Below are 21,790 nucleotides of genomic sequence, written 5' to 3' on the forward strand. Positions count from 1 at the left end.
CCGGCCAACTCTATGCCACAGGGCCACCCGGCATGCCCCGCCTGCTTGTATTGCTGCTTACCCTGATCCCGTTTGCGACCTTGGCCGAGCCCATGCACATGCGTGCGCAAGGCTCCAACACCATCGGCGCGGCCTTGCTGCCAGCGCTGGTGCAGGGGCAATTGCGCGCGCAGCAAGCCACCGCCATCGAGCAGCAACCTGGCAAGTGGGCCAACGAGACCGTGATCACCGCACGCGATGCGCATGGCCAACCGCTGCGTGTCGACATCGCCGCACACGGTTCCAGCACCGGCTTCGCCGCCCTCGGCCGTGGCGACGCCGACCTGGCAGCCGCCTCGCGACCGATCAACGACAGCGAAGTGCGCCAACTTCAGGCCCTAGGCGACCTGCGTGCTGCCAGCGCCGAGCAAGTGATCGGGCTGGACGGTGTCGCGGTCATCGTCCACCCCGACAACCCGCTACCTCGGTTGAACACGCAGCAACTGGCGCAGATTTTCTCCGGGCAGATCCAACACTGGGAGCAATTGGGTATTGCTGGCGGCGCCATCCACCTATACGCCCGTGACGACCGCTCCGGCACCTTCGAGACGTTCAAGGCGCTGGTGCTGGAGCCTCAGCACAACGACTTGTCAGCCAAGGCCCGGCGTTTCGAGTCCAGTGACGAACTGGCCGCGCAGGTGGCCACCGACCGCCAGGCCATCGGTTTCAGCAGCCTGGCTGCGGTGCACGGGGCCAAGGTGCTGGCGGTAGCCGAAGGCGACGCACCGGCCATGCTGCCGGAGCGCGCGCTGGTGGCCAGCGAAGATTACCCGCTGTCACGGCGCCTGTACTTCTACTTGCCGGCCAACCCCAAGCCGCAGGCCAGGGCCCTGGCCGACTTTGCCCAGAGCCCGGCCGGCCAGGCGATCGTTGCCCAGCAGGGCTTTGTTTCGCAGCAGATCAAAGCCCTGGCAGTAGCGCCCCTGGCCGCCATGCCGCCGCGCTACCGCACCCTGGCCCAGCGGGCGCAACGGCTGAGCGTGAACTTCCGTTTCCAGGAAGGCAGCGCCAGCCTCGACAACAAGGCCCTGCGCGACGTGCAGCGGGTGGCCGAGTACCTGCGCCAGGCTGGCAAGCTGCAGAGCAAAGCGGTGCTGGTAGGTTTTGGCGACCCCAAGGAAACGCCTGGCCGCGCCGCCCTGCTCTCGCGCCTTCGGGCCCAGGCAGTGCGCCGCGAGCTGGCGCGCGATGGCGTGGAGTTGCTCGAGGTGACGGGCATGGGCGATGAACTGCCGGTGGCCGGCAATGAGCTGGAGCAAGGGCGACTGCGCAATCGGCGGGTCGAGGTGTGGGTGTATTGAATTGATGCAGAGGCTCTGGCAAAGAAATGTAACAGCTCCCCATTCGGTATCTCCTGCAATCGGGTCTAGGCTCAAATTCATGTGATACCGGGCCCCTCTGACGGCTGCCAAGCCGCCATGTCGGATCACTGTTGCCATGCAACGTCGACATTCAAGGAGGGGCTCATGACAGCTCTGCAAGCATTCCTCACCACCCCTGTACTCGGCACCAGCGCCTGGATGTGGCTGGTATTCATGGCCATCGTCATCGGTTTGCTGGTGCTCGACCTGGGCGTACTGCACCGCCACGACCGCGAAATCGAAATGCGCGAAAGCCTGCTGCTGTACTCGGGCTACTTCAGCGTTGGCGTGTTGTTCGGCGTCGGGGTCTGGTACCAGCTGGGCGCCCAGTCGGCGCTAGAGTTCTACACCGGTTTCCTGGTTGAACAATCGCTGTCGATGGACAACGTGTTCGTCATGGCAATGATCTTCAGCTACTTCGCCATCCCCCGCCGCTACCAGCATCGTGTGCTGTTCTGGGGCATCCTGGGGGTGGTGTTCCTGCGGGCGATCATGATTGGTGTGGGCGCCGCGCTGGTGCAGAACTTTGCCTGGGTGCTGTATATCTTCGGTGCCTTCCTGCTGTTTACCGGGGTGAAGATGGCGCTTTCGAAAGAAGACAGCCACCCTGACCTGGCCAACAACCCGATACTCAAGTTCGTGCGCCGGCACATGCGGGTCACCGACCAGATCCACGGTTCGCACTTCTTCGTACACCAGACCCCGGCCGGCCACAGCAAGGCGCTGCGCTATGCCACCCCGTTGTTCCTGGCACTGGTGCTGATCGAACTGGCCGACCTGGTATTCGCCGTCGACAGTGTGCCGGCGATTTTCGCCATTACCCAGGACCCGTTCATTGTCTACACCTCGAACATCTTTGCCATCCTTGGGCTGCGTTCGTTGTACTTCGCGCTGTCGGCGTTGATGCACCGGTTTGTTTACCTCAAGTATGCGTTGGCGCTGGTGCTTATCTTTATTGGTTGCAAGATTTTCTATCACGGCATGGTGGGCAAGGTACCGGCGCTGCTGTCGTTGGGGGTGACGTTCGGGTTGTTGCTGGGTGGGGTGGTGGTTTCGTTGGTGAAGACGCGGGGGGAGAAGGCGGAGATTCAACCCAAACAGCCTGCGAATGCCGGTGGTGAATTTAGCAACAAAAAGGAAGACCCGCAGATGCGGGTCTGAAGTTACGAATCTGGGCGGAGATCATTTCTTTATAATGAAATAACCCACCCCCGCCCAGACTGATGAGATCAGGATCAGCCAAAGAGCTGCCCCTAATTTTCGCCTCAACTTGGGCGGAAACCTTTCAAGTTCCGCCTCGTCCAACCATCCCAAGCGCAAATGAAGCCAAGGAAATGTAAGCAATGCGCTTACCGTGCTCATCAGTAGACATCGAGACCTCAGATTCCCTCCGCCCCACACGGGCTTCATCTGTTCCAGGTAGGGATTGCTGGTAATCGCTGAAAGAGCGATATCAAAATCCGTCGACAGCGCGATCTGTACATTCATAGCAATACCGACAAGGCCGATAATGAAGGGCGCAACTAAGAAAGCTATTCGCAAGTATGGCGACCAGCTATCAAAGTCAATCATCCATCACCTCATAAATCACTTCACCGACCTTCTCGCCAGCTGCGCCAGCGCGCCATCCATGGCCACCCGCTGGCCATCGGAAATAAAGTGATCCACACCTTCAGCGACGGTTCCCACCTGCCCACAAAGAGGGCATGGCGTGGTGTGGTCGCCTTCACGGAGCACCATTCGGCCTTCGTCCAGGTAGCCCGCCCCCGTCGCAATACAGACAGCACCCGTAGTAGTGACATCACCATCTACCGCCTGACCCTTTCCCTCCAAATTGACGCGCATCCCTAAACGCCCTGTACCTGGTTAGGGTTGAAAACCTATCACCAGCAAGGGAGATTCAGGGGGCCTCAGCCGAGATTCAGATGCTTCCTATACATTGCGGGAGTTTGTGCGATCACTGTGGGAGCGGGTTCACCCGCGAAGAGGCCGGCGCAGGCTGACGACTTCACCGCCCGCTACGCAACAGCTCCACCGGCACATACTTGCCAATTTCATATTTGCCAATCGCCGCCCGGTGCACTTCATCCGGCCCGTCGGCCAGGCGCAAGGTGCGCTGCATGGCGTACATGTAGGCCAGCGGAAAATCGCCGCTCACCCCTGCCCCGCCATGCATCTGGATCGCCCGGTCGATCACCTTCAACGCCACGTTCGGCGCCACCACCTTGATTTGCGCGATTTCGCTGCGGGCCACCTTGTTGCCGACGGTGTCCATCATGTACGCCGCCTTCAACGTCAACAGCCGGGCCATGTCGATTTCCATGCGTGAGTCGGCGATCTTGTCGACGTTGCCACCCAACCGTGCCAGTGGCCGACCAAAAGCAGTGCGCTCCACCGAGCGCTTGCACATCAACTCCAGCGCACGTTCGGCCATGCCGATCGAGCGCATGCAGTGGTGGATACGGCCTGGGCCAAGGCGCCCTTGGGCAATCTCGAAGCCGCGCCCCTCGCCGAGCAGCACGTTCTCATACGGCACCCGTACGTTCTCGAAAAGCACCTCGGCGTGGCCATGAGGGGCATCGTCGTAGCCGAACACCGGCAACGGGCGGACGATCTTCACGCCCGGCGCATCGGTGGGCACCAGCACCATCGAATGCTGCAGGTGGCGTGGGCCTTCGGGGTCGGACAGGCCCATGAAGATCATGACCTTGCAACGCGGGTCGCAGGCGCCGGAGGTCCACCATTTGCGGCCATTGATGACCCATTCGTCGCCGTCACGCACGGCGGTGGCGGCCATGTTGGTAGCGTCCGAAGAGGCCACGTCCGGCTCGGTCATGGCAAACGCCGAGCGGATCTCGCCGCGCAACAACGGCTCCAGCCACTGGCGTTTCTGCGCTTCGCTGCCATAACGCACCAGCACTTCCATGTTGCCGGTGTCCGGCGCCGAGCAGTTGAAGGGCTCTGGCCCGAGCAGTGAGCGGCCCATGATTTCCGCCAGCGGGGCGTATTCCAGGTTGCTCAGGCCGGCGCCGTATTCCGATTCGGGCAAGAACAGGTTCCACAGCCCTTCGGCGCGGGCCTTGGCCTTGAGTTCTTCCATGATTGCCGTGGGCTGCCAGCGGTCGCCCTCGGCAACCTGGCGCTCGAACACGGCTTCGGCGGGGTACACGTAGGCGTCCATGAACGCAGTAACGCGCTCGCGCAGTGCCTGGACCTTGGGCGAATAGGCGAAATCCATCGGGGCTACCTTCACGGTTCGGAGTACATGGGCAGAGCCTAGAGCAGCGCGGCCCCATCCACCTAGTCTATTTTCCGCGTGTATAAACATTCATAACCGATATATGATCGGCCAATAATTCCAACAAAGAGCGGCGCCCATGAACCTCAGCAAGGTCGACCTCAACCTGTTCATCGTGTTCGATGCGATCTACACCGAAGCCAACCTGACCCGCGCCGGTCAGATTGTCGGCATTACCCAGCCTGCAGTGTCCAACGCCCTTTCGCGGCTGCGCGAAACCTTCAACGACCCGCTGTTCGTGCGCACCGCACAAGGCATGGTGCCCACGCCGATGGCGCAGAACATCATCGGCCCGGTGCGCAACGCCCTGGCACTGTTGCGTACCTCGGTGCAGGAAAGCCGCATCTTCAACCCGCAACAGGCCAACAAAACCTTCCGCATCAGCATGACCGACCTGACCGAGGCGGTCATCCTGCCGCCGCTGTTCCAGCGCCTGCGCCGCCTGGCGCCCGCGGTGCTGATCGAAAGCTTCCTGTGCAAGCGCCGCGAGACCACCAAGGAGCTCGCCGCCGGCCGCCTGGACTTCGCCATCGACGCCCCCCTGAACACCGACCCGCAGGTGCGCCATATCAAGCTGATGCAAGACCGCTATGTGTGCGCCCTGCGCCAGGGCCACCCGCTGGCTGACAGCAAGCTGACCCTCGACAGCTACCTGGGCATGACCCATATCCATATTTCCAGCCGCCGCAACGGCCTGGGTTACGTCGACCTGGCGCTGGGCAAGATGGGTGTACAACGCAAGGTCGCGCTGCGTTCGCAGCACTACCTGATGGCCTCGCAGGTGTTGCAGCAAACCGACATGGCGATGACCGTTCCCGAGCGCTTCGCCCGTCGTCATCAGTTGCGTTACCAGCCACTGCCAGTGGAGGTGCCCGCACTGGAAACGCACCTGTACTGGCATGAAAGCACCGACCAGGACCCGGCCAACCGCTGGATGCGCGAGCAGATCACCGAATTGTGCGAACGCGTGGTAGCCGAGGAAGAGAAAGCCCTGCAGCCCGCCTGAAGCCGCCTGCGAGGGGCGGTTGATCAGCCCCGCCCCTCCCGTAGAAAAATATTCTGCAAACAGTTAGATAGAGAGAAATTTTTCTCTCATCAATTGAAAAAAAACGTGGCGGGAAGCGAAACATATCTCGCCCATGGCGGATACGCTTAGCCCAACAATCGCCGATTTCACGGCGACAGACATGGACCCGCCCCAATGCCCAGCGCCCCACTCTATTTCGATTACGCCGCCACCACCCCCGTCGACGATCGGGTCATCGAAACCATGCTGGCCTGCCTTGGCAGCGAGGCCAACTTCGGCAACCCCGCGTCCAGTGGCCATGCCTACGGCCAGGCCGCCCGACAGGCCGTGGAGCAAGCCCGCCAGCAAGTGGCCGAGCGCATCGGCGCGCAAGCCGACAACCTGGTCTGGACCTCGGGCGCGACCGAATCCAACAACCTGGCACTCAAAGGCATTGCCCAAGGCTTCGACCAGCCCGGGCACCTGATCACTAGCCAGCTGGAGCACAAAGCCGTGCTCGACACGGTGGCCGAACTGGAGCGCCAAGGCTGGGCCGTTACCCGCCTGGCGCCGGATGCCGCCGGCCTCATCCAGCCTGCAAGCGTGCAGGCAGCGTTGCGCGCGGACACCCGCCTGGTATCGCTGATGGCGGTCAACAACGAGCTGGGCACGGTTACCGATTTTGCCGCCATTGGCCAACGGGTGCGTGCCCACGGTGCCCTGCTGCACGTGGATGCCGCACAGGCCGTAGGCAAGCTGGCCATCGACCTGAACGCGATGGCCGTGGACCTGATGTCGTTCTCGGCGCACAAGGTGTACGGGCCAAAAGGGATCGGCGCGCTGTATGTCGGGCCACGCGCCCGTACGCTGATGCGTGCGCAGATGCACGGCGGCGGCCATGAACAGGGCCTGCGTTCCGGCACCCTGGCCACCCATCAGATCGCCGGCATGGGCAGCGCCTTTGCCCTGGCCGGCGAACCAGGTGACAGTGAGCATCAGCGCCTTGAGCAACTGGCCACGCGCCTGCGCGAGGGCCTGCTGGCTTTACCCGGCGTCACCCTCAACGGCAGCGCCAGCCAACGCATCCCCCATACCCTGAACTTGTGCATCGACAGCAAGGGCTTCAACAGCGCGGCCCTGGCCAGCGAGCTGGCCTTGTCGACCACCTCGGCCTGCAACTCGGCAAGCAACGCTGCCTCGCATGTGCTGCTGGCACTGGGGCTGGACGAACGTCAGGCACGCAACAGCGTGCGCTTGAGCATCGGCCGATTCACCACCGAGGCGCAAGTAGACCAGGCGCTCGCCGTGTTTGACCGGGTGCTGACGACGGCGTCGGCTGCACTGTGGTGAACACGCGCTAGAACAAGCGGCTGTCCGGGGTAAAATCCTCGACCTGGATTTTCGCGCGCTGCGCCTGTGCGTGCCGTGGGTTGAACAGGTAGTTGATGGTGCTGGGCATGATCGCGCTCGGCACCGGCAGCAACAATGCTGAGCAGTCATCCAGAAAGCGATTGCCCAGCGCCCGGGTCAACTCAGGCTGAGCGGACCAGCCTGGCTGCAAGGCGGGCAACTGGGCCTGTGAAACCGTGTCTGGCAATTCGATGCGGATCAGGCGCATGGTGGTAGGAAAATCCTCCGGGTCGATCTCCAGGTGCACCAGCACCTCGAGCATGGCCCCGGAAGGGCTGGTGGCGGCATACACCACGGGCCGGCCCGCCTGGTGCCAGCGGCCGCTTACACGCAAACCCCCTGTGCCACTCAAATCTGCATAGGCGCTGATACGCCACAAAATCACAGGCCAAAGCCCTCGGCAATCTGCAGCAGCATCTCTTCGACCTGAGTAGTGCCTTGCTGGGTGGTGAGCATCTGCATGGGCGTCAGCCCCGAGAAGCGTTCCTTGGGCTTGGACAGCCAGCGCTTGGCCTTGTCCGCTTCACCGAACACGGCTTCGGCCATGGCGGTGATGTGGGCCGAGCGGAACAGCCGATCACTCTCTTCCACGGTCAGCGGCTGGTCACGCTCGATACGGGTTTTCAGGGTGCGCAGGGGAATGATCTGGTCCCGCTCCACCGGCGTGAACACACCACGCTCAGTCAGCTTCACCAGCCAGGTGGCAGCAAAACCATGGGTGATGCGGGTGTGGATTTCGAAGTCACTAGCAAGTTCGGGTATTTCCAGCAGCGCCTGCAGGCGCGCCCGGTACTCGTGGTAACCGTTGTCGCGAAGCACTTCGGCAAGCATGGCATACTCCTGTTTCGGCGTTTGCCGACAAGTATGCGGTATTCGCCGGATCATTGCCAGTTTGCCTGGCCCCCGTGGTTGTGGGGGGCACTCTGCCCCCGCACCTCTCAGAAGGTACCCGGATACGCCCCGCCGTCGATCAGCAGGTTCTGCCCCGTGATATAACCGGCATGCGCACTGCACAGAAACGCACAGTACGCGCCAAACTCCCCGGCATCGCCAAAGCGCGCCGCCGGGATGGCCTTGCGCCTGGCCTGGGCGGTGGCTTGCACATCGCCACCCGCCGCCTGCAAAGTCTTTTGCAAACGCGCCGTGTCGAACGCCCCTGGCAGCAGGTTGTTCAGTGTCACATTGCTGCCCGCCAGGCGCTGCTGCCGGGCCAGGCCGGCGATGAACCCGGTCAGGCCGCTGCGGGCGCCGTTGGACAAACCGAGAATGTCGATCGGCGCCTTCACCGCGCCGGAGGTGATGTTCACCACCCGCCCGAAACCGCGCTCGGCCATGCCGTCGACCACCGCCTTGATCAGCTCTATCGGGGTGAGCATGTTGGCGTCCAGCGCCTTCAGCCAGTCGTCACGCCCCCAGTCACGGAAGTCCCCCGGTGGCGGGCCACCGGCGTTGTTGACCAGGATGTCGACCTGCGGGCAGGCTGCCAACAGCGCCTGGCGCACCTGGGCATCGGCAACATCGCCGGCCACGGTAAGCACCTCGATGCCCGGGCAGGCCGCACGCAACTCGCTGGCGGTCTGCTCCAGGGTGGTTTGGGTGCGGGCATTGATGAGCAAGTTCACGCCTTCTTTGCCAAGCGCCTCGGCGCAGCCTTTGCCCAGGCCTTGGCTGGCCGCGCAGACGATGGCCCAGCGGCCGGTAATGCCTAGATCCATTGGGTTGCTCCTTGATGCAATAGGGTTACAGGGGTACTGGCAGGCCGTGCCGGGGGTAATCTAGAGCACAGGCAAGGCCGCCGATAATGAAAAGAGCTGATCCACCAATAACCATCGCTTATCCCCACCAGCCCGCCAGCAATGGGCTGGCGGGCGAGCCCCGTCAAACTTCAATTGGCCGTCAATTCTTCTACCAGCAACCGCGCCGCTGGCGATAGCGGCGCCGCCACACGGTGCACGATGCCGAAGGGCTCGCTCAACGCCCGTAGCTGCACCGCCAGCGACACCAGCAACCCGCGCTGCTCGGCAAAAGCCGCCACGGCACTGGGAATGACCGCCACCAGTGTCGGGTCATCTTCCAGCAGCATGAACGTAGCGAAGGTGGAAAAGGTTTCCAGCGGATAGCGTGGCACCTCCACCCCTGCTTCGCTCAACTCGCGCTCCAGGGCCTGGCGCATGGGCATGTTCACCGGGTAGACCACCCAGCGGTAATGGCTCAAATCGCTGATCGCCAGTGCCGCTGCCCCGGCAAGCGGATGCTGCGGGTGCGCGACCACCACCAACGGCTCCTGGGCCAGCTCGACAAAGGCATAGTCCGCCGCGTCGCGGCCCAGCCCGGGCCGGCAGATGGCGAGATCCAGGCGCCCCTCGTCCAGTTGGGCGAGCAGGTTGGCGCTGGTATTTTCGGCAATTTCCACCGCCAGCTGCGGCTGCTTGCGGCGCAAGCGCCCCAGGGCGCTGACCAGGGTCGGCATGGCCCCCATGATGCTGCCCACTGCCAGGCGCCCGCCCTGGCCCTGGACGATGCCTAGCACCTCTTCGCGCAGATGCCCCAGGTCGCTGTGGATCAGCCGCGCATAGCGCACCACGCAACGACCCACGTCGTTGGCTACCAGCCCGCTGGGCAGGCGCTGGAACAACGGTACCCCCAGCACCTCCTCCACCTCGCGCAGCGCCTTGGTAGCCCCAGGCTGGGAAATGGCCATGGCTTCGGCCGCCTTGTGCAGCGAACCACAGCGATCCAGCTCGATCAGCAGACGCAACTGGCGCAGGCGCAGGCGAGAGAAAATGGAATCCAGTGAAGGGATCATCAGGCAGGCTCGGGTCTTGTAATGCCGAGCACTATAGAGGGTCGGCAACGGGGGAGTGTTGAGTTTCAAGCAAATGACCCTTGATCGCAGGCCACGCATACCGCATTTCGCTGTAGGAGCAGCCTTGTGCTGCGAAGAGGCCGGTTCAGGCGATGCATTAGTGTCGCTCGTACTGGCCTCTTCGCAGCACAAGGCTGCTCCTACAGACAAGCGTAACGCTGTAAAACGGGGCAATGATCTGCCACCACCGAAAGCGGCTCCAGCCTCTATGGTTGGTGCTCACAACGAATGGATGCGAGGTACACAATATGGATCGAGCCGAAGCAAACCTCTTACGGCGGGGGCGTTTTTCCGAACCTGGCAGGTTGTACTTGCTAACCACTGTTACCCACCAGCGCAGGCCGTTTTTTCACGACCTGCGCGCGGCACGCCTGGTCATCAGGGAGTTGAGGCACTCGGAGTTACTCGGCGACTGCCGCTCACTTGCCTGGGTGTTGATGCCTGATCACTTGCATTGGTTGATAGAGTTGCATGCCATCACTTTGAGCAGCCTGATGCGGCAGTTCAAATCCCGCTCAGGCACAGCATTGTGCAAAGCGGGTATTTGCCCAGGCCGAGCCTGGCAGCGTGGCTATCATGACCGGGCGCTGCGCAAGGAGGAGGATACACGTAAGGTGGCCCGGTACATTGTTGCCAACCCTTTGCGGGCAGGTCTGGCTGCACAGATTGGCGATTATCCCCACTGGGACGCAGTGTGGCTCACAGACGCTGACAGCCTGCACAACTCCTTGTAGGAGCTGCCTTGTGCTACGAAGAAGCCGGTTCAGGCGATGCATCAGTGTCGCTCGTACTGGCCTCTTCGCAGCACAAAGCTGCTCCTGCAGGTGAGGCGTTTACCGCGGTCTACGCCGTGCCAGGCAGGCATAACCCAGGCCCAGCACGCTGATCGCCAGTACGCTCAACAACACCATCAACTCGCGGCTGTAGCGGGCCACAGTGGCCGGAAAACCGATGACCTCGTGGTACACCTGCACATTGGCCACTCCGTCGGCGTGGCTGATGCTGACCCCGCCTTGGCGGATCTGCAAATAGTCTGCATCGAAATAGACCCAGACCTTGCACGTGCCACCCGGCTCGATGGCCGGGATGTCCACCTGCGCGGTGGCGGTCTCCAGCAAGGTGTCGTTGCCGGCAGCATCACGCACCTGCACCAGGCCCTTGGCTGGCAGGCGGATCTTTACCTCGCGTACCGGCGCGTCACCACTGTTGCGTAGTTCGATGAGCAAGCCAGTACGGTGATCGACCAGCCCGGCCTCGAATGGCTTGGCGAACAGCTGGGCATAGGGTGCCTGGGCCATTTCGATCAACCTCTCGACCTGGTCGTGGCTTAGCTCGCCCTGGCCGATGCTGTTGATGCGCCCCTGCAACTGCTCATACTTGAGTTGCTCGCTGGCTTTGCTGATGCGCTCGCTGAACTGGGTGGGATAGGTGAGGTAGGCATAGGTCAGAGACGCCTCCAGGCGCGGGCTGCCCCTGAGCAACACGTAGGCGGTCAAAAGCACCATCAGGCCTAAAAGCACGGCTACGAGGAGTTTCCCCACCTTGTCCCAGCTCAATGCAAACTTCCTTCTGTGGTGATACAGACGATTCAAACCGCCCAAGGGTGCCAAGTTAAGGGCCCCCAGGCAAGCTTGACTAGGGTTCGCGCTCACCTTCGCGCGCCTGACGCACCTGCAGCAGCTGGCCATCGATCAGTGCCTTGGCCATGCCGGCCAGATAGAACGTGGCCTGCATCATCACCTTGCGGTCGCCTGGCCTGTCGATGGCCTTGCGGGTAATTTCAGTGATGCAGCCCATGATGCCCGAGGCCTCCGTCAGGGCGGTCCTCATTGGCAGCTGCGGTTTCATCTGCACCAGTTCGGCATCGGCGTGGCCAAACCGGCTCGCTGCACGCACAACATTGAGCTTGCTGCTTTTCGGGGTGTCGTTGTCCATGTCCATTCCTCGGGGTTACGAGCATCCCCAGCCTAGGACGCCACCTTCCCCATCACAATGACCAGCAAAGTGGAAAGCATCAGTTTCGGAAATGGACTACAAGAACCCCATTAAATGGGCGCTCTGCCACCGATCAGCCCCTTGACCGGCACCTGCCAGTGTCAGACGATCAGCCTCCCCCACACCAGGATGAACACCATGCTACGGATACTGGGCAGAGCCTCTTCCATCAATGTGCGAAAAGTCCTGTGGGCCTGCGCCGAATTCGAGGTCGCATTCGAGCGCGAAGACTGGGGCTCAGGCTTCAAGGCCACCGACAGCGCCGAGTTCCTGGCGTTGAACCCCAACGCCATGATCCCGGTTATCCAGGACGGCGACTTCACCTTGTGGGAATCCAACAGCATCATCCGCTACCTGGCCAACCGCTATGGTGCCACCGCGTTCTACCCCGCCGACGCCCAGGCGCGGGCCAGGATCGACCAGTGGATCGACTGGCAGGCCTCGGACCTGAACCGCTCGTGGAGCTACGCGTTCATGTCACTGGTCAGGCACTCCCCCGCGCACCAGGACCCGCAAGCACTTGCCGCCGGTTGCGGGGAGTGGTCACGCTACATGCACATCCTCGACCGCCAGCTGGCCAGCACCGGTGCGTATGTGGCCGGCAGCCAGTTCACCCTGGCGGACATCCCTATCGGCCTGTCAGTCAACCGTTGGTTCGAAACGCCGTTCGAACACCCGCACCTGCCAGCGGTGCGCGATTATTACGAGCGCCTGAGCGAACGCCCGGCCTATCACCTGCACGGCCGTAACGGTACGCCGTAATCGTACGACACTGGTTTCACTGCCGGGCATTGGGTAATAATGCGAGTCATTACCATTAGTGCACGAACACGGAAGAGCGTCATGCCCGGCAGCAGACACCCCATCGAGCATCTTTACGTCGAGCACCACGGCTGGCTGCAAGGCTGGCTGCGCCATCGGCTGAACAATGCAGCGGATGCTGCCGACCTCGCCCAGGACACTTTTGTCCGCGTGCTGCAAAGGCGCCAGGCAAAGGCTTTGTTGGAGCCACGTGCCTATTTGCGCACGATCGCCCGCGGGCTGGTCATCGACTTGTGGCGCCACCGCGACATAGAGCGGGCCTGGCTGGAGACGCTGGCGCAGTTGCCCGAGGCCGAAGTGCCGTCACCGGAGACCAGTGCCCTGGCCATCGAGGCACTGGTGGCCATCGACCGGCTGCTTGACGCGCTGCCCGCACGCACGCGCACCATCTTCCTGCTGGCACAACTGGATGGCATGGCCTGCCCGCGCATTGCCGAACAGCTGGGGGTGTCGCTGTCCACCGTCGAGCGCGACCTGAGCAAAGCCTTGCGCCACTGCTATCAGCTTGTCTACGAGAGCGCTCCATGAGCACCAGCGCACTGCCGGCGCTACCCAGCGCAACAGTAGACCAGGCCATCGAATGGTCGATCCGTCTCACCTACAACCGGCCCGACCCTGCCACCCGGGCAGCGTTCCAGGCCTGGCTGGCGGATGACGAAACCCACCGCCTGGCCTGGGCGCGCATGCAGAGCCTGAGCGGGCACTTTGCCGGTGTGCCGAGCGGGCTGGCGCGCCAGGCGCTGGATAAACTGCCTGAAGCCCGCCTGCAACGGCGCCAGGTGCTGAAACTGCTGGCACTGTTCGCGGCAGTCGGCAGCACCGCCTGGGGGACTCGCGAAACCGCGCCTTGGCAGCGGCTGATGGCCGACTACAGCACCCGTGTCGGCGAACATCAGCGCTGGACCCTCGCCGATGGCAGCCAGTTGGAGCTAAATACCGACAGCGCCGTGCGTGTGTATTTCGATGCCCGGCAACGGCGCATCGACCTGCTGCGCGGCGAGCTGTACCTGGTCAGTGGTGCCGACAGCGCCAGCCTGCAACAGCGCCCATTGCAGGTCACTACCACCTTGGCCACGTTCACCGCCCACGGCAGCCGCTGCAACATACGTCAGTACGCCGACGCCTGCCGCCTGGGCGTTGCCGAAGGCACCGTGAACATACAGCCACGCTCGGGTACCGGTGCCGTTGCCCAACCCGGAGAAACCTGGCAGGTAACCCGCGACAACGTGCTGCGCCTGCCCGGCAACGCCGAAAACGCCGCAGCTTGGCGCGACGGCCTGCTGACCGCGAGGGCGATGCCGCTGGCCGAACTGCTCGACGAGCTCGGCCGTTATCGCAACGGCTATCTGGGCTGTGACCCGCAGGTTGCGAAACGCACTATCAGCGGTAATTTCAACCTCACCGACACCGACGCCACCCTGGCGTTCATCGCCCAGGCCCACGGCTTGCGTGTACAGGCAATGACGCGTTACTGGGTACGCCTGAGCGCCTGAAACAACCTGGCAAAAAAGTGCTCGCCGGGTGAAGGGGTTTGCAATCTCGCCCGGCATACACAGCAGAACACTCAAATTGCCAACGAGAACCCCACGTGACCCGACCCGCCCCCTTGCGCCTCGCCATCCGCCAAGCCCTGCTTTGCACCAGCCTTGGCCTGGCTACGCTGCCGCTGGCCCATGCCGCAGACAGCGCCAGCACCACCACGCGCTACGACCTCGCCATCCCCGCCGGCTCGCTGGATGCAGCCTTGACCACCCTCAGCCGCAGCACCGGCCTGAACATTGCCTTCACCCCGGGTGATCTGGCCGGCAAGTACAGCGCCGGGCTGCGGGGCAGCTTCAACAGCCAGCAAGCCCTGCACCAGCTACTGGTCGGCAGCGGCCTGCAAGCGATGCCGCAGGACGGTGGTTACCGCCTGATCCCGGCCAGCGAACCGCTGCCATTGGGTGCTGTGGCACTGGACCCGACCAACGTGACCGGCACTGCCAACCTCGGCGAGCAGACCGAGAACACCGGTTCCTACACCACAGGTGCGATCACCACCGGCGGCAAGACACCTCGCAGCCTGCGGGAAACCCCGCAGTCGGTGAGTGTCATGACCCGCCAGCGCATGGATGACCAGCACCTCACCAGCCTGACCCAGGTGCTGGACCAGACCACCGGCATCACCGTGGTCGGCGGCAACGACACGAAAAACCAGATCTACTCGCGTGGCTTCGTCATCCGCAGTATCCAGACCGACGGCGGCGCACCGATGCTGCGCAACGAAGCCTTCGACACCCTGCCAGACATGACCGCGTACGACCACGTCGAGGTTTTACGTGGCTCCGACGGTTTGTTCGGCGGCACTGGCGACCCGGGCGGCAGCATCAACCTGGTGCGCAAGCGCGCCCTGCCGTTCAACCAGTTGAGCATCAGCCAGTCGGCGGGCAGCTGGGACAATTACCGTTCCGAAGTCGACCTGACCGGCCCGCTTGGGTTCGACGGTGCACTTCGCGGCCGCGTGGCGATGTCGTTCGAGGACAAGAAATACTTCTACGACAATGCCGACAGCGAGAAGCACGTGATTTTCGGCACCCTGGAGGCAGACCTGAGCCCGGCCACCCTGGTGAGCATCGGCGGCACCTATGAATGGCGGGACATGGACGGTTACTGGGACCGGGGCCTGGTGCGCTACAAGGACGGCACCGAGATCGGCACCTCACGCAGCCGCTCGCTGGCCGCCGACTGGTCCGCGAACAACTACAAGCGCACCGAGTACTTCGCCAAGGTCGAGCACGCGCTGGACGACAATTGGAAGCTCAAGGCCAGCTACACCAAAAGCAAGTTCGATTCGACCCAGGACATTGGCGAAGTGAGCGCCGCCGTCGACCCAAACACCAACCAGACCACTTTCAAGCGTTTCATCCGCGGTTACAACAACCAGCAGGACTTGTTCGATGCCAACCTGTCCGGCACCTTCGAAGCCTTTGGCCTGACCCACGAACTGCTGGTCGGTGCCGACTATGAAGAAGTGATGCGCAGCTACTCCGACGACAGCGACCTGTCGCAAGTAAGCGACATCAACGTGCCCTTCGACATCACCACAGGTGACGCCGGCGCCATGCCCAAGCCGCGCACACCCCCCAGCTACTACTACAACCCCGACTGGAACCAGCGCAAATCCGGTGCCTATGCCACCTTCAAGGCGCAGCTTGCCGAGCCACTGCACCTGACCTTGGGCGCACGCTACTCCGACTACCGTGACAACACCCGCACCGTGGTGCCGGCCTTCAACAATGCCGACACCCGGGTCAAGGAAAGCAACCGCGGCGTCATCACCCCGTTTGGCGCGCTGGTGCTCGACCTGAACCGGCAGTGGTCGCTGTACACCAGCTATGCCGAGATCTTCCAGCCACAAACCGCCTTCAAGTCCCCCAGCAGCCAGCCACTGGACCCGATCGAGGGCGAAACCTACGAGTTCGGTACCAAAGGCGAGTTGCTCGATGGGCGCCTCAACCTGTCCAGCGCGCTTTACTACACCAAGCGTCTGAACGAAGCGGTGAGCACTGGCCAAGGCTTCTACAACGCCTCTGGCGAGGTGATCAGCAAGGGTATCGACAGCGAGATTTCCGGTGAGCTGGCCCCCGGCTGGCAAGCCATGGCCGGCTACACCTTCAACATCAACAGGCAACGTGTTGCCGGCAATGCCGCCAACAACGGCACGCCGATGAGCACGCAAACACCCAAGCACCTGTTCAAGTTCTTCACCACCTATCAACTGCCCGGCGAGTTCGAACGCTGGAAGGTCGGCCTGGGTGCCACCATCCAGAGCGACAGCTACAAGAGTGGCTTCATCCAGCGCCGCCTGCCCGACGGCGGGCTAAGCCAGCAAGACCCGTATGCGTTCCGCCAGGCCGGTTATGCGGTGTGGAACGGCTTGGTCGAGTACCGCATCGATGACCACTGGACGGCCACGCTCAATGGCAACAACCTGTTCGACAAGACGTACTACCAGACCGTGGATGCCAGCGACACCGGCAATTGGTACGGCGCGCCGCGCAACTACATGCTGACCTTGCGCGGCAAGTTCTGAGGTGTGTTGAGGGGTCCCACCTGCAAGATCCTGGGGCTGCTTTGCAGCCCTATCGCGACACAAGGCCGCTCCCACCAAGACCGCGCAGCACCTGAGGCGTGCGCCGTACCTGTAGGAGCGGCCTTGTGTCGCGAAAGGGGCGCACAGCGCCCCCGGCGATCTCAGCTAATTACACCGCAACCTGCCGCCCCGCTGCCACCACCCGCCCACGCCAGGCAAACAGCAACACCATCACCAAACCCAGCGCCGCCATCGCTGCGCCCGCCTGGGAAATCGCCGGGTAGCCCAAACCTGCGTTGATCACTGCGCCACCCAGCGCCGCGCCAATCGCATTGCCCAGGTTGAATGCACCAATGTTCACCGCCGATGCCAGGTTGGGTGCATCCTTGGCTGCCTCCATCACCCGCATCTGCAAGGGCGGTACCAGTGCAAAACTGGCCGCGCCCCAAAGCAGGATCGCCAATGCCGTCGGCAGCGGCCAGTCCAGCACCAGCGGGAACACCAGCAGCACAGCAATCAACAACGCCAACGACAGGATCAGCGTGCGGTCGATCGAGCGGTCTGCCGCCTTGCCGCCCCACACGTTGCCCAAGGTCAGGCCCACACCGAACAACACCAGCATGGCTGTCACGAAGGTGGTGGACGCTGCCGCCTCGCTCTGCAGGATCGGTGCAATGTAGGTGAACACCGTGAACATCGCACTGGAACCGACCACTGTCAGCAGCAACGCCGCCAGTACCGGGCCACGGCCCAGCACCCGGATTTCGGCCATGGCCCCGTCGCCTTTGGGCGACGGCACATTGGGCAGCGCGTACCAGAGCGTAGTCATCGCCACCAGACCAAGCCCGGCAATACCCCAGAATGCCGTGCGCCAACCCAGCATTTCACCAAACCAGGTCGCCAGCGGCACGCCGCCGATGGTGGCCAGGGTCAAGCCCATGAACATTGCCGCCACCGCCCCGGCGCGCTTCTCGGGCGGTACCACGCTGGCCGCGACAATCGAGCCGATGCCAAAGAAGGCACCGTGGTTGAGCGAGGTGACCACACGGGCCACCAGAAGGCTGGTGTAATCGCTGGCGAGGGCCGACATCAGGTTACCCAGCGTGAAAATGGCCATCAGCCCGATCAGCAAATAACGCCGCGGGATCTTCACCGTGGCCAGGGTCATCAGCGGTGCGCCGATGAGCACGCCAATGGCATAGGCGCTGACCAGCAGCCCGGCGGCAGGGATGGAAACGCCAAGGTCAGTGGCGATGCTGGGCAACATGCCCATGGGGGCGAACTCGGTGACACCGATGCCAAAGGCGCCGATGGCGAGTGCGACAAGAGGTGGATTGATACGCATGGCAAGCTCCTTATCTATGCCGCAAATGCTACGATCCATTTCAAAATCGCACTAGACTGCTTTTTTGCTAACCACCTTTGCGTACGAGGCACAAATGGACTTCAGTGGAAGATCCGGCGAGATGGAGATATTTGCCCGGGTGGCGCAAGAAGGTAGCCTGTCGGCCGCCGCGCGGGCACTGAACCTGACGCCTTCTGCGGTCAGCCGCATCATCGCCCGCACCGAACAGCGCCTGGGCACCCGCCTGCTGCTGCGCACCACCCGGGCGATCACCCTCACCCCCGAGGGTGAGGCGTACCTGCGCGGTGCACGGCGGGTGCTGGCCGACATGCTCGAAGTGGAGGAAGCCATCACCGACCAGGGCGTGCCGCGCGGGCGCTTGCGGGTAAGCGCTGCGCTGGGCCATGCCCGGCTGACCGTGGTACCACTGCTGGCGGCCTTCAGCGCACGTTACCCGCAAGTGCTGGTTGACCTTACCCTCAGTGACGAAGTGGCCGACATTCTCGGCGGCCAGGCCGACGTAGCATTGCGTTTCGGGCACCTGCCGGACAGTTCGCTGAGCGCCCGCGCCATTGGTGAAACCGGCCAGGTGGTGGTTGCCTCGCCCGAGTACCTGCAACGCTGCGGCACCCCGCTTGAGCCCGAGGACCTGGCCCGGCACAACTGCCTGCGCTTCAACTTTCGCCGCGCCGCGCACGACTGGCCGTTCCGCCGCGACGGGCAGGTGTTCTCGTTGAAGGTGACGGGCAACATCGAATGCAGCAGCGGCGAAGCCTTGGCGCAACTGGCCAGGATCGGTGCCGGCGTGGCACGCATCGGCACCTTCACGGTGGTGGACGACCTGGCCAGCGGGCGCCTGGTGCCATTACTGGAGGCGTATAACCCTGACGACCGCGAGCCGATCCATGCGGTGTTCGTCGGTGGCCAGGCGATGCCGGCGCGGGTGCGGGTGTTCGTGGATTTTCTGGTAGAGCACCTGTCAGGCGGCTTACGCACCCCCCTGTAGGAGCGGCCTTGTGCCGCGATGGGCCGCAAAGCGGCCCGAGGGTTTTAGCGTTACATCAACCATTGCTGGAGCTGCTTTGCAGCCCTTTCGCGGCACAAGGCCGCTCCTGCAGTGGGGCCAATACCGGCCCTCGCATCCCGGCCAGGATAAAGCCCATGAAGCGCCGTACCTCCTCCCGGTGTGCTGCCATGTCCAGCGGCTCGCGGCTGCACAGGCGCAGCAACTGCAAGTGCCCGTAGTCATTGATCAGGAACGCCGCATACCCCACGTCCAGCCCCGCGCGCAGCCTGCCGCTGGCGCACAGGTCCTGCAGCAGGCACCTCAACTCGTTGACCAGCGCATCGTTGACCCGCTTGTAGGCCTGCGGCACGTCCTGCTGGCCACTGCCCAGCAACGGTAGTAGCGGCGGCAGTATTTCGCGCCACAGCGGCGCAGGCAGCACCTCGAATGCGTAATCCGTGAGGTGCGCCTCATAGCAGCACAACGCCTCCAGAGCATCGGCGAACTCCGGCAGGCGCCGCCGGGCTTCAGCCACCGCCCGGTGGTCGGCCTCGCGCAGCTTCTCCAGCAGGATTTCCTGCTTGCTGCCGAAGTAGGCAAACACCGTGGGCACCGACACCGCCGCCAGGCGCGCAATCTGCTCCATGGTGGTGGTCTGGTAACCCTGCGCTTCGAACAGGCCCAGCGCCGTGCGGCTGATGGTTTCACGGCGCATCGCCTTCTGCTGCTCGCGCAATCCGCTCACATTCACACCTTTTGCAACCCGTACAAGTCGGCGCCAAGCATACCGCAAAGCCAAGCCGCAAAAATATTTTATTGACTAAAAGTTTTAAGCAACTCAAAACTAATGCGACATTCTGACCCAGGGAGTTGCCATGTCCATCGCCGCAGACCTCATCATCCACAACGCCCGTGTCTACACCGTCGACCCGCACAAGCCCTGGGCCCAAGCGGTAGCCATCTGCGGCGAGCGCATCGTCTGCGTGGGCGACCACGCCAGCGTCATGGCGCACGCCGGCCCTGCCACCCGGCTGCTGGATGCCGGCGGTAAACTGGTGCTGCCGGGCTTCGTCGAGTCGCACTGGCACTTCTCTTCAACCGCTTTCGCCTTCCAGGCGTTGGTCAACCACACAGACCCGCAGCAGGTGCTGGCCTTGCTCAAGGCGTACGTCGAGGCCAACCCCACGGAAAAAGCCATCACCGGCATGGGCTGGATCCAGCCGCTGATGCCTGAGCACATGCTGCGCCGCGAGGTCCTCGATGCCATCTGCCCGGACAAGCCGGTGTGCCTGCTGTCTACCGACTATCACACCATGTGGGTCAACAGCTTCGCGCTGAACGCCGCCGGCATCGATCGCGACACCCCAGCGGTGGAAGCAGGCGCCAGCTGGTTCGAAAAAGACCCGCTCACCGGCGAGCCCACTGGCGTGATCATCGACTGCGCCGCCTATTCGCTGCTGATGCAACGTCTGAGCGAAGCGGGCTACCTGCCCACAGGCATCGACCTGTACCTGCGCTCGATCCCCTTCTGGCAAGAAAAACTGGTGGCTGCCGGCATTACCACGGTGTTCGATGCAGGGTTCCTCGACCCCGCCGGCGACCAGTCGCTGCTGTACGAAACCCTGCAGCAACTGGAGCGCGAAGACCGCCTGAAACTGCGCGTGGTCGGCAGCTACATCAACATGGGCACCGAGGACGATCCGGTCACCCAGCTGCAGGCCCTGCGTGCACGCTATGACTCGCCACTGGTCAAGGCGCAAACCCTCAAGCTGATGCTGGACGGCACCGAGCTGAACCACACCGCGTTCCTGCTTGAACCCTATTGCGACAAACCACACAGCTGCGGTTCGACGACCATGCCCGAGGAAGTATTCGAAGGCCATGTGCGCCAGGCCGATGCCCTTGGCATCGACGTGATGGTGCATGCCGTGGGCGATGGCGCCGTGCGCATGGCGCTGGACGTGTTCGAGCGCACGTTCGCCAGCAACCCGCCCCGTGACCGCCGCCACGTCATCACCCACGCCTTCCTCACCCACCCGGACGACATCCCGCGCTTTCGCCGCATCGGGGTCATGGCCAACACCCAGTTGCAGTGGGGCGTGGTCGACGCCTACGCCGAGGCCATCCAGCAGACCTACGGCTACCCCCGCTGGGCGTCGATGTACAAGTTCCGCAGCTTCATCGACCAGGGCGTGACCGTGTCCATCGGCATGGACGGCCTGGTGTGCCAATGCCGATGCCAGCACAAACCGGTGGAGCACATCGAATCGGGCCACACCCGCCAGCTCAGCGGCGAACCCGATGCCCCGGTTATGCCCGATGCCGACGAGCGCCTGAGCATCCCGCAGCTGATCGCCGCCTACACCCTCAACGGTGCCTACCAGCTGGGCCTGGAACAGGAAATCGGTTCGATCACCGTCGGCAAGCGCGCCGACATCATCGTGCTGGAGCAGGACCTGTTCGAACTTGACCGCTACCAGATCGGCAATACCGAAGTGGCGCTGACCGTGATGAACGGCCGCATCACCCATGACGCAGGTACCCTGCCCCGCGCCTGACCCCGGACCCGA

Annotated in this window: 21 protein-coding genes and 1 pseudogene; 11 read left to right on the forward strand and 11 right to left on the reverse strand. The window is 63.2% G+C overall.

Annotation, left to right across the window (positions count from 1 at the left end; translation table 11 throughout):
* Positions 1 to 32: 32 nt before the first annotated feature.
* Complete coding sequence (locus ABI582_RS26230) at positions 33 to 1,340, forward strand: substrate-binding domain-containing protein (protein ID WP_442120717.1); 1,308 nt, start codon at positions 33 to 35, stop codon at positions 1,338 to 1,340.
* Between the two features lie 165 nt (positions 1,341 to 1,505).
* Positions 1,506 to 2,561 (forward strand): TerC family protein, encoded by a 1,056-nt coding sequence (locus ABI582_RS26235; RefSeq protein ID WP_028613236.1) that lies wholly within the window; start codon positions 1,506 to 1,508, stop codon positions 2,559 to 2,561.
* Positions 2,562 to 2,582: 21 nt separating this feature from the next.
* Here the strand turns inward: ABI582_RS26235 and ABI582_RS26240 are convergent, their stop codons facing one another.
* From ABI582_RS26240 to ABI582_RS26250, 3 genes and pseudogenes are all read right to left on the reverse strand, one after another.
* On the reverse strand, positions 2,583 to 2,972 hold the full coding sequence (locus ABI582_RS26240) for a hypothetical protein (RefSeq protein WP_442120718.1): 390 nt from the start codon (positions 2,970 to 2,972) through the stop codon (positions 2,583 to 2,585).
* A gap of 45 nt (positions 2,973 to 3,017) precedes the next feature.
* Positions 3,018 to 3,245, reverse strand: a pseudogene (locus ABI582_RS26245) (PAAR domain-containing protein); the annotation flags it as partial.
* 163 nt (positions 3,246 to 3,408) lie between these two features.
* Positions 3,409 to 4,638, reverse strand: coding sequence for an acyl-CoA dehydrogenase (locus tag ABI582_RS26250; RefSeq protein ID WP_442120719.1), 1,230 nt, complete (start codon positions 4,636 to 4,638; stop codon positions 3,409 to 3,411).
* A 139-nt stretch (positions 4,639 to 4,777) separates the two neighbouring features.
* Here ABI582_RS26250 and ABI582_RS26255 point away from each other — a divergent pair, with 139 nt between their 5' ends.
* Together ABI582_RS26255 and ABI582_RS26260 are read left to right on the forward strand one after the other, a co-directional pair.
* Positions 4,778 to 5,704: a LysR family transcriptional regulator gene (locus tag ABI582_RS26255; RefSeq protein WP_063426843.1), complete on the forward strand. Its 927-nt coding sequence runs from the start codon at positions 4,778 to 4,780 to the stop codon at positions 5,702 to 5,704.
* 195 nt (positions 5,705 to 5,899) lie between these two features.
* The gene (locus tag ABI582_RS26260; RefSeq protein WP_442120720.1) at positions 5,900 to 7,054 is read left to right on the forward strand and encodes a cysteine desulfurase family protein; all 1,155 of its coding nucleotides are present in this window, start codon (positions 5,900 to 5,902) and stop codon (positions 7,052 to 7,054) included.
* A gap of 7 nt (positions 7,055 to 7,061) precedes the next feature.
* Here ABI582_RS26260 and ABI582_RS26265 read toward each other — a convergent pair whose 3' ends face one another.
* The 4 genes from ABI582_RS26265 to ABI582_RS26280 form a co-directional block, all read right to left on the reverse strand.
* Positions 7,062 to 7,499, reverse strand: coding sequence for an RES family NAD+ phosphorylase (locus ABI582_RS26265; RefSeq protein WP_016487683.1), 438 nt, complete (start codon positions 7,497 to 7,499; stop codon positions 7,062 to 7,064).
* Complete coding sequence (locus ABI582_RS26270; protein WP_016487684.1) at positions 7,496 to 7,945, reverse strand: antitoxin Xre/MbcA/ParS toxin-binding domain-containing protein; 450 nt, start codon at positions 7,943 to 7,945, stop codon at positions 7,496 to 7,498. Before ABI582_RS26270 ends, ABI582_RS26265 begins: the two co-directional genes overlap by 4 nt.
* A 107-nt stretch (positions 7,946 to 8,052) precedes the next feature.
* The gene (locus ABI582_RS26275; protein ID WP_338744424.1) at positions 8,053 to 8,829 is read right to left on the reverse strand and encodes an SDR family oxidoreductase; all 777 of its coding nucleotides are present in this window, start codon (positions 8,827 to 8,829) and stop codon (positions 8,053 to 8,055) included.
* A 170-nt stretch (positions 8,830 to 8,999) separates the two neighbouring features.
* Positions 9,000 to 9,920 (reverse strand): LysR family transcriptional regulator, encoded by a 921-nt coding sequence (locus tag ABI582_RS26280; RefSeq protein ID WP_442120721.1) that lies wholly within the window; start codon positions 9,918 to 9,920, stop codon positions 9,000 to 9,002.
* A 308-nt stretch (positions 9,921 to 10,228) separates the two neighbouring features.
* Here ABI582_RS26280 and ABI582_RS26285 point away from each other — a divergent pair, with 308 nt between their 5' ends.
* Positions 10,229 to 10,714, forward strand: a complete 486-nt coding sequence (locus ABI582_RS26285) for an REP-associated tyrosine transposase (RefSeq protein WP_442120722.1) — start codon at positions 10,229 to 10,231, stop codon at positions 10,712 to 10,714.
* Positions 10,715 to 10,813: 99 nt separating this feature from the next.
* Here ABI582_RS26285 and ABI582_RS26290 read toward each other — a convergent pair whose 3' ends face one another.
* Entirely contained in the window at positions 10,814 to 11,536 is a 723-nt protein-coding gene (locus tag ABI582_RS26290; protein ID WP_442120723.1) for a hypothetical protein, read from the reverse strand.
* A 79-nt stretch (positions 11,537 to 11,615) separates the two neighbouring features.
* Complete coding sequence (locus ABI582_RS26295; RefSeq protein ID WP_258652747.1) at positions 11,616 to 11,915, reverse strand: DUF3077 domain-containing protein; 300 nt, start codon at positions 11,913 to 11,915, stop codon at positions 11,616 to 11,618.
* A gap of 198 nt (positions 11,916 to 12,113) precedes the next feature.
* Here ABI582_RS26295 and ABI582_RS26300 point away from each other — a divergent pair, with 198 nt between their 5' ends.
* The 4 genes from ABI582_RS26300 (at position 12,114) to ABI582_RS26315 (ending at position 16,869) form a co-directional block, all read left to right on the forward strand.
* The gene (locus tag ABI582_RS26300) at positions 12,114 to 12,737 is read left to right on the forward strand and encodes a glutathione S-transferase family protein (RefSeq protein ID WP_258909153.1); all 624 of its coding nucleotides are present in this window, start codon (positions 12,114 to 12,116) and stop codon (positions 12,735 to 12,737) included.
* 81 nt (positions 12,738 to 12,818) lie between these two features.
* Positions 12,819 to 13,325 (forward strand): sigma-70 family RNA polymerase sigma factor, encoded by a 507-nt coding sequence (locus ABI582_RS26305; protein WP_442120724.1) that lies wholly within the window; start codon positions 12,819 to 12,821, stop codon positions 13,323 to 13,325.
* A complete protein-coding gene (locus ABI582_RS26310) occupies positions 13,322 to 14,290 on the forward strand; it encodes a FecR domain-containing protein (RefSeq protein WP_442120725.1) in 969 nt (322 codons plus the stop codon). The genes ABI582_RS26305 and ABI582_RS26310 overlap by 4 nt, the downstream gene beginning before the upstream one ends.
* A gap of 95 nt (positions 14,291 to 14,385) precedes the next feature.
* The gene (locus ABI582_RS26315) at positions 14,386 to 16,869 is read left to right on the forward strand and encodes a TonB-dependent siderophore receptor (RefSeq protein ID WP_442120726.1); all 2,484 of its coding nucleotides are present in this window, start codon (positions 14,386 to 14,388) and stop codon (positions 16,867 to 16,869) included.
* 169 nt (positions 16,870 to 17,038) lie between these two features.
* Here the strand turns inward: ABI582_RS26315 and ABI582_RS26320 are convergent, their stop codons facing one another.
* Positions 17,039 to 18,214: an MFS transporter gene (locus tag ABI582_RS26320; RefSeq protein ID WP_258909150.1), complete on the reverse strand. Its 1,176-nt coding sequence runs from the start codon at positions 18,212 to 18,214 to the stop codon at positions 17,039 to 17,041.
* A gap of 94 nt (positions 18,215 to 18,308) precedes the next feature.
* On the opposite strand from ABI582_RS26320, the gene ABI582_RS26325 reads away from it, so the two are divergent.
* On the forward strand, positions 18,309 to 19,220 hold the full coding sequence (locus ABI582_RS26325; RefSeq protein ID WP_442120727.1) for a LysR family transcriptional regulator: 912 nt from the start codon (positions 18,309 to 18,311) through the stop codon (positions 19,218 to 19,220).
* A gap of 55 nt (positions 19,221 to 19,275) precedes the next feature.
* On the opposite strand, the gene ABI582_RS26330 is transcribed toward ABI582_RS26325, so the two are convergent.
* On the reverse strand, positions 19,276 to 19,965 hold the full coding sequence (locus ABI582_RS26330) for a TetR/AcrR family transcriptional regulator (RefSeq protein ID WP_442120728.1): 690 nt from the start codon (positions 19,963 to 19,965) through the stop codon (positions 19,276 to 19,278).
* Between the two features lie 130 nt (positions 19,966 to 20,095).
* On the opposite strand from ABI582_RS26330, the gene ABI582_RS26335 reads away from it, so the two are divergent.
* Positions 20,096 to 21,778 carry an amidohydrolase gene (locus ABI582_RS26335; RefSeq protein WP_442120729.1) on the forward strand — a complete coding sequence of 561 codons (1,683 nt, stop codon included), beginning with the start codon at positions 20,096 to 20,098 and terminating at the stop codon, positions 21,776 to 21,778.
* The last annotated feature ends 12 nt before the right edge of the window (positions 21,779 to 21,790 follow it).

Origin of the sequence: Pseudomonas sp. SAS7 (assembly GCF_052112345.1) — a bacterium.
Lineage (GTDB): Bacteria > Pseudomonadota > Gammaproteobacteria > Pseudomonadales > Pseudomonadaceae > Aquipseudomonas > Aquipseudomonas putida_Q.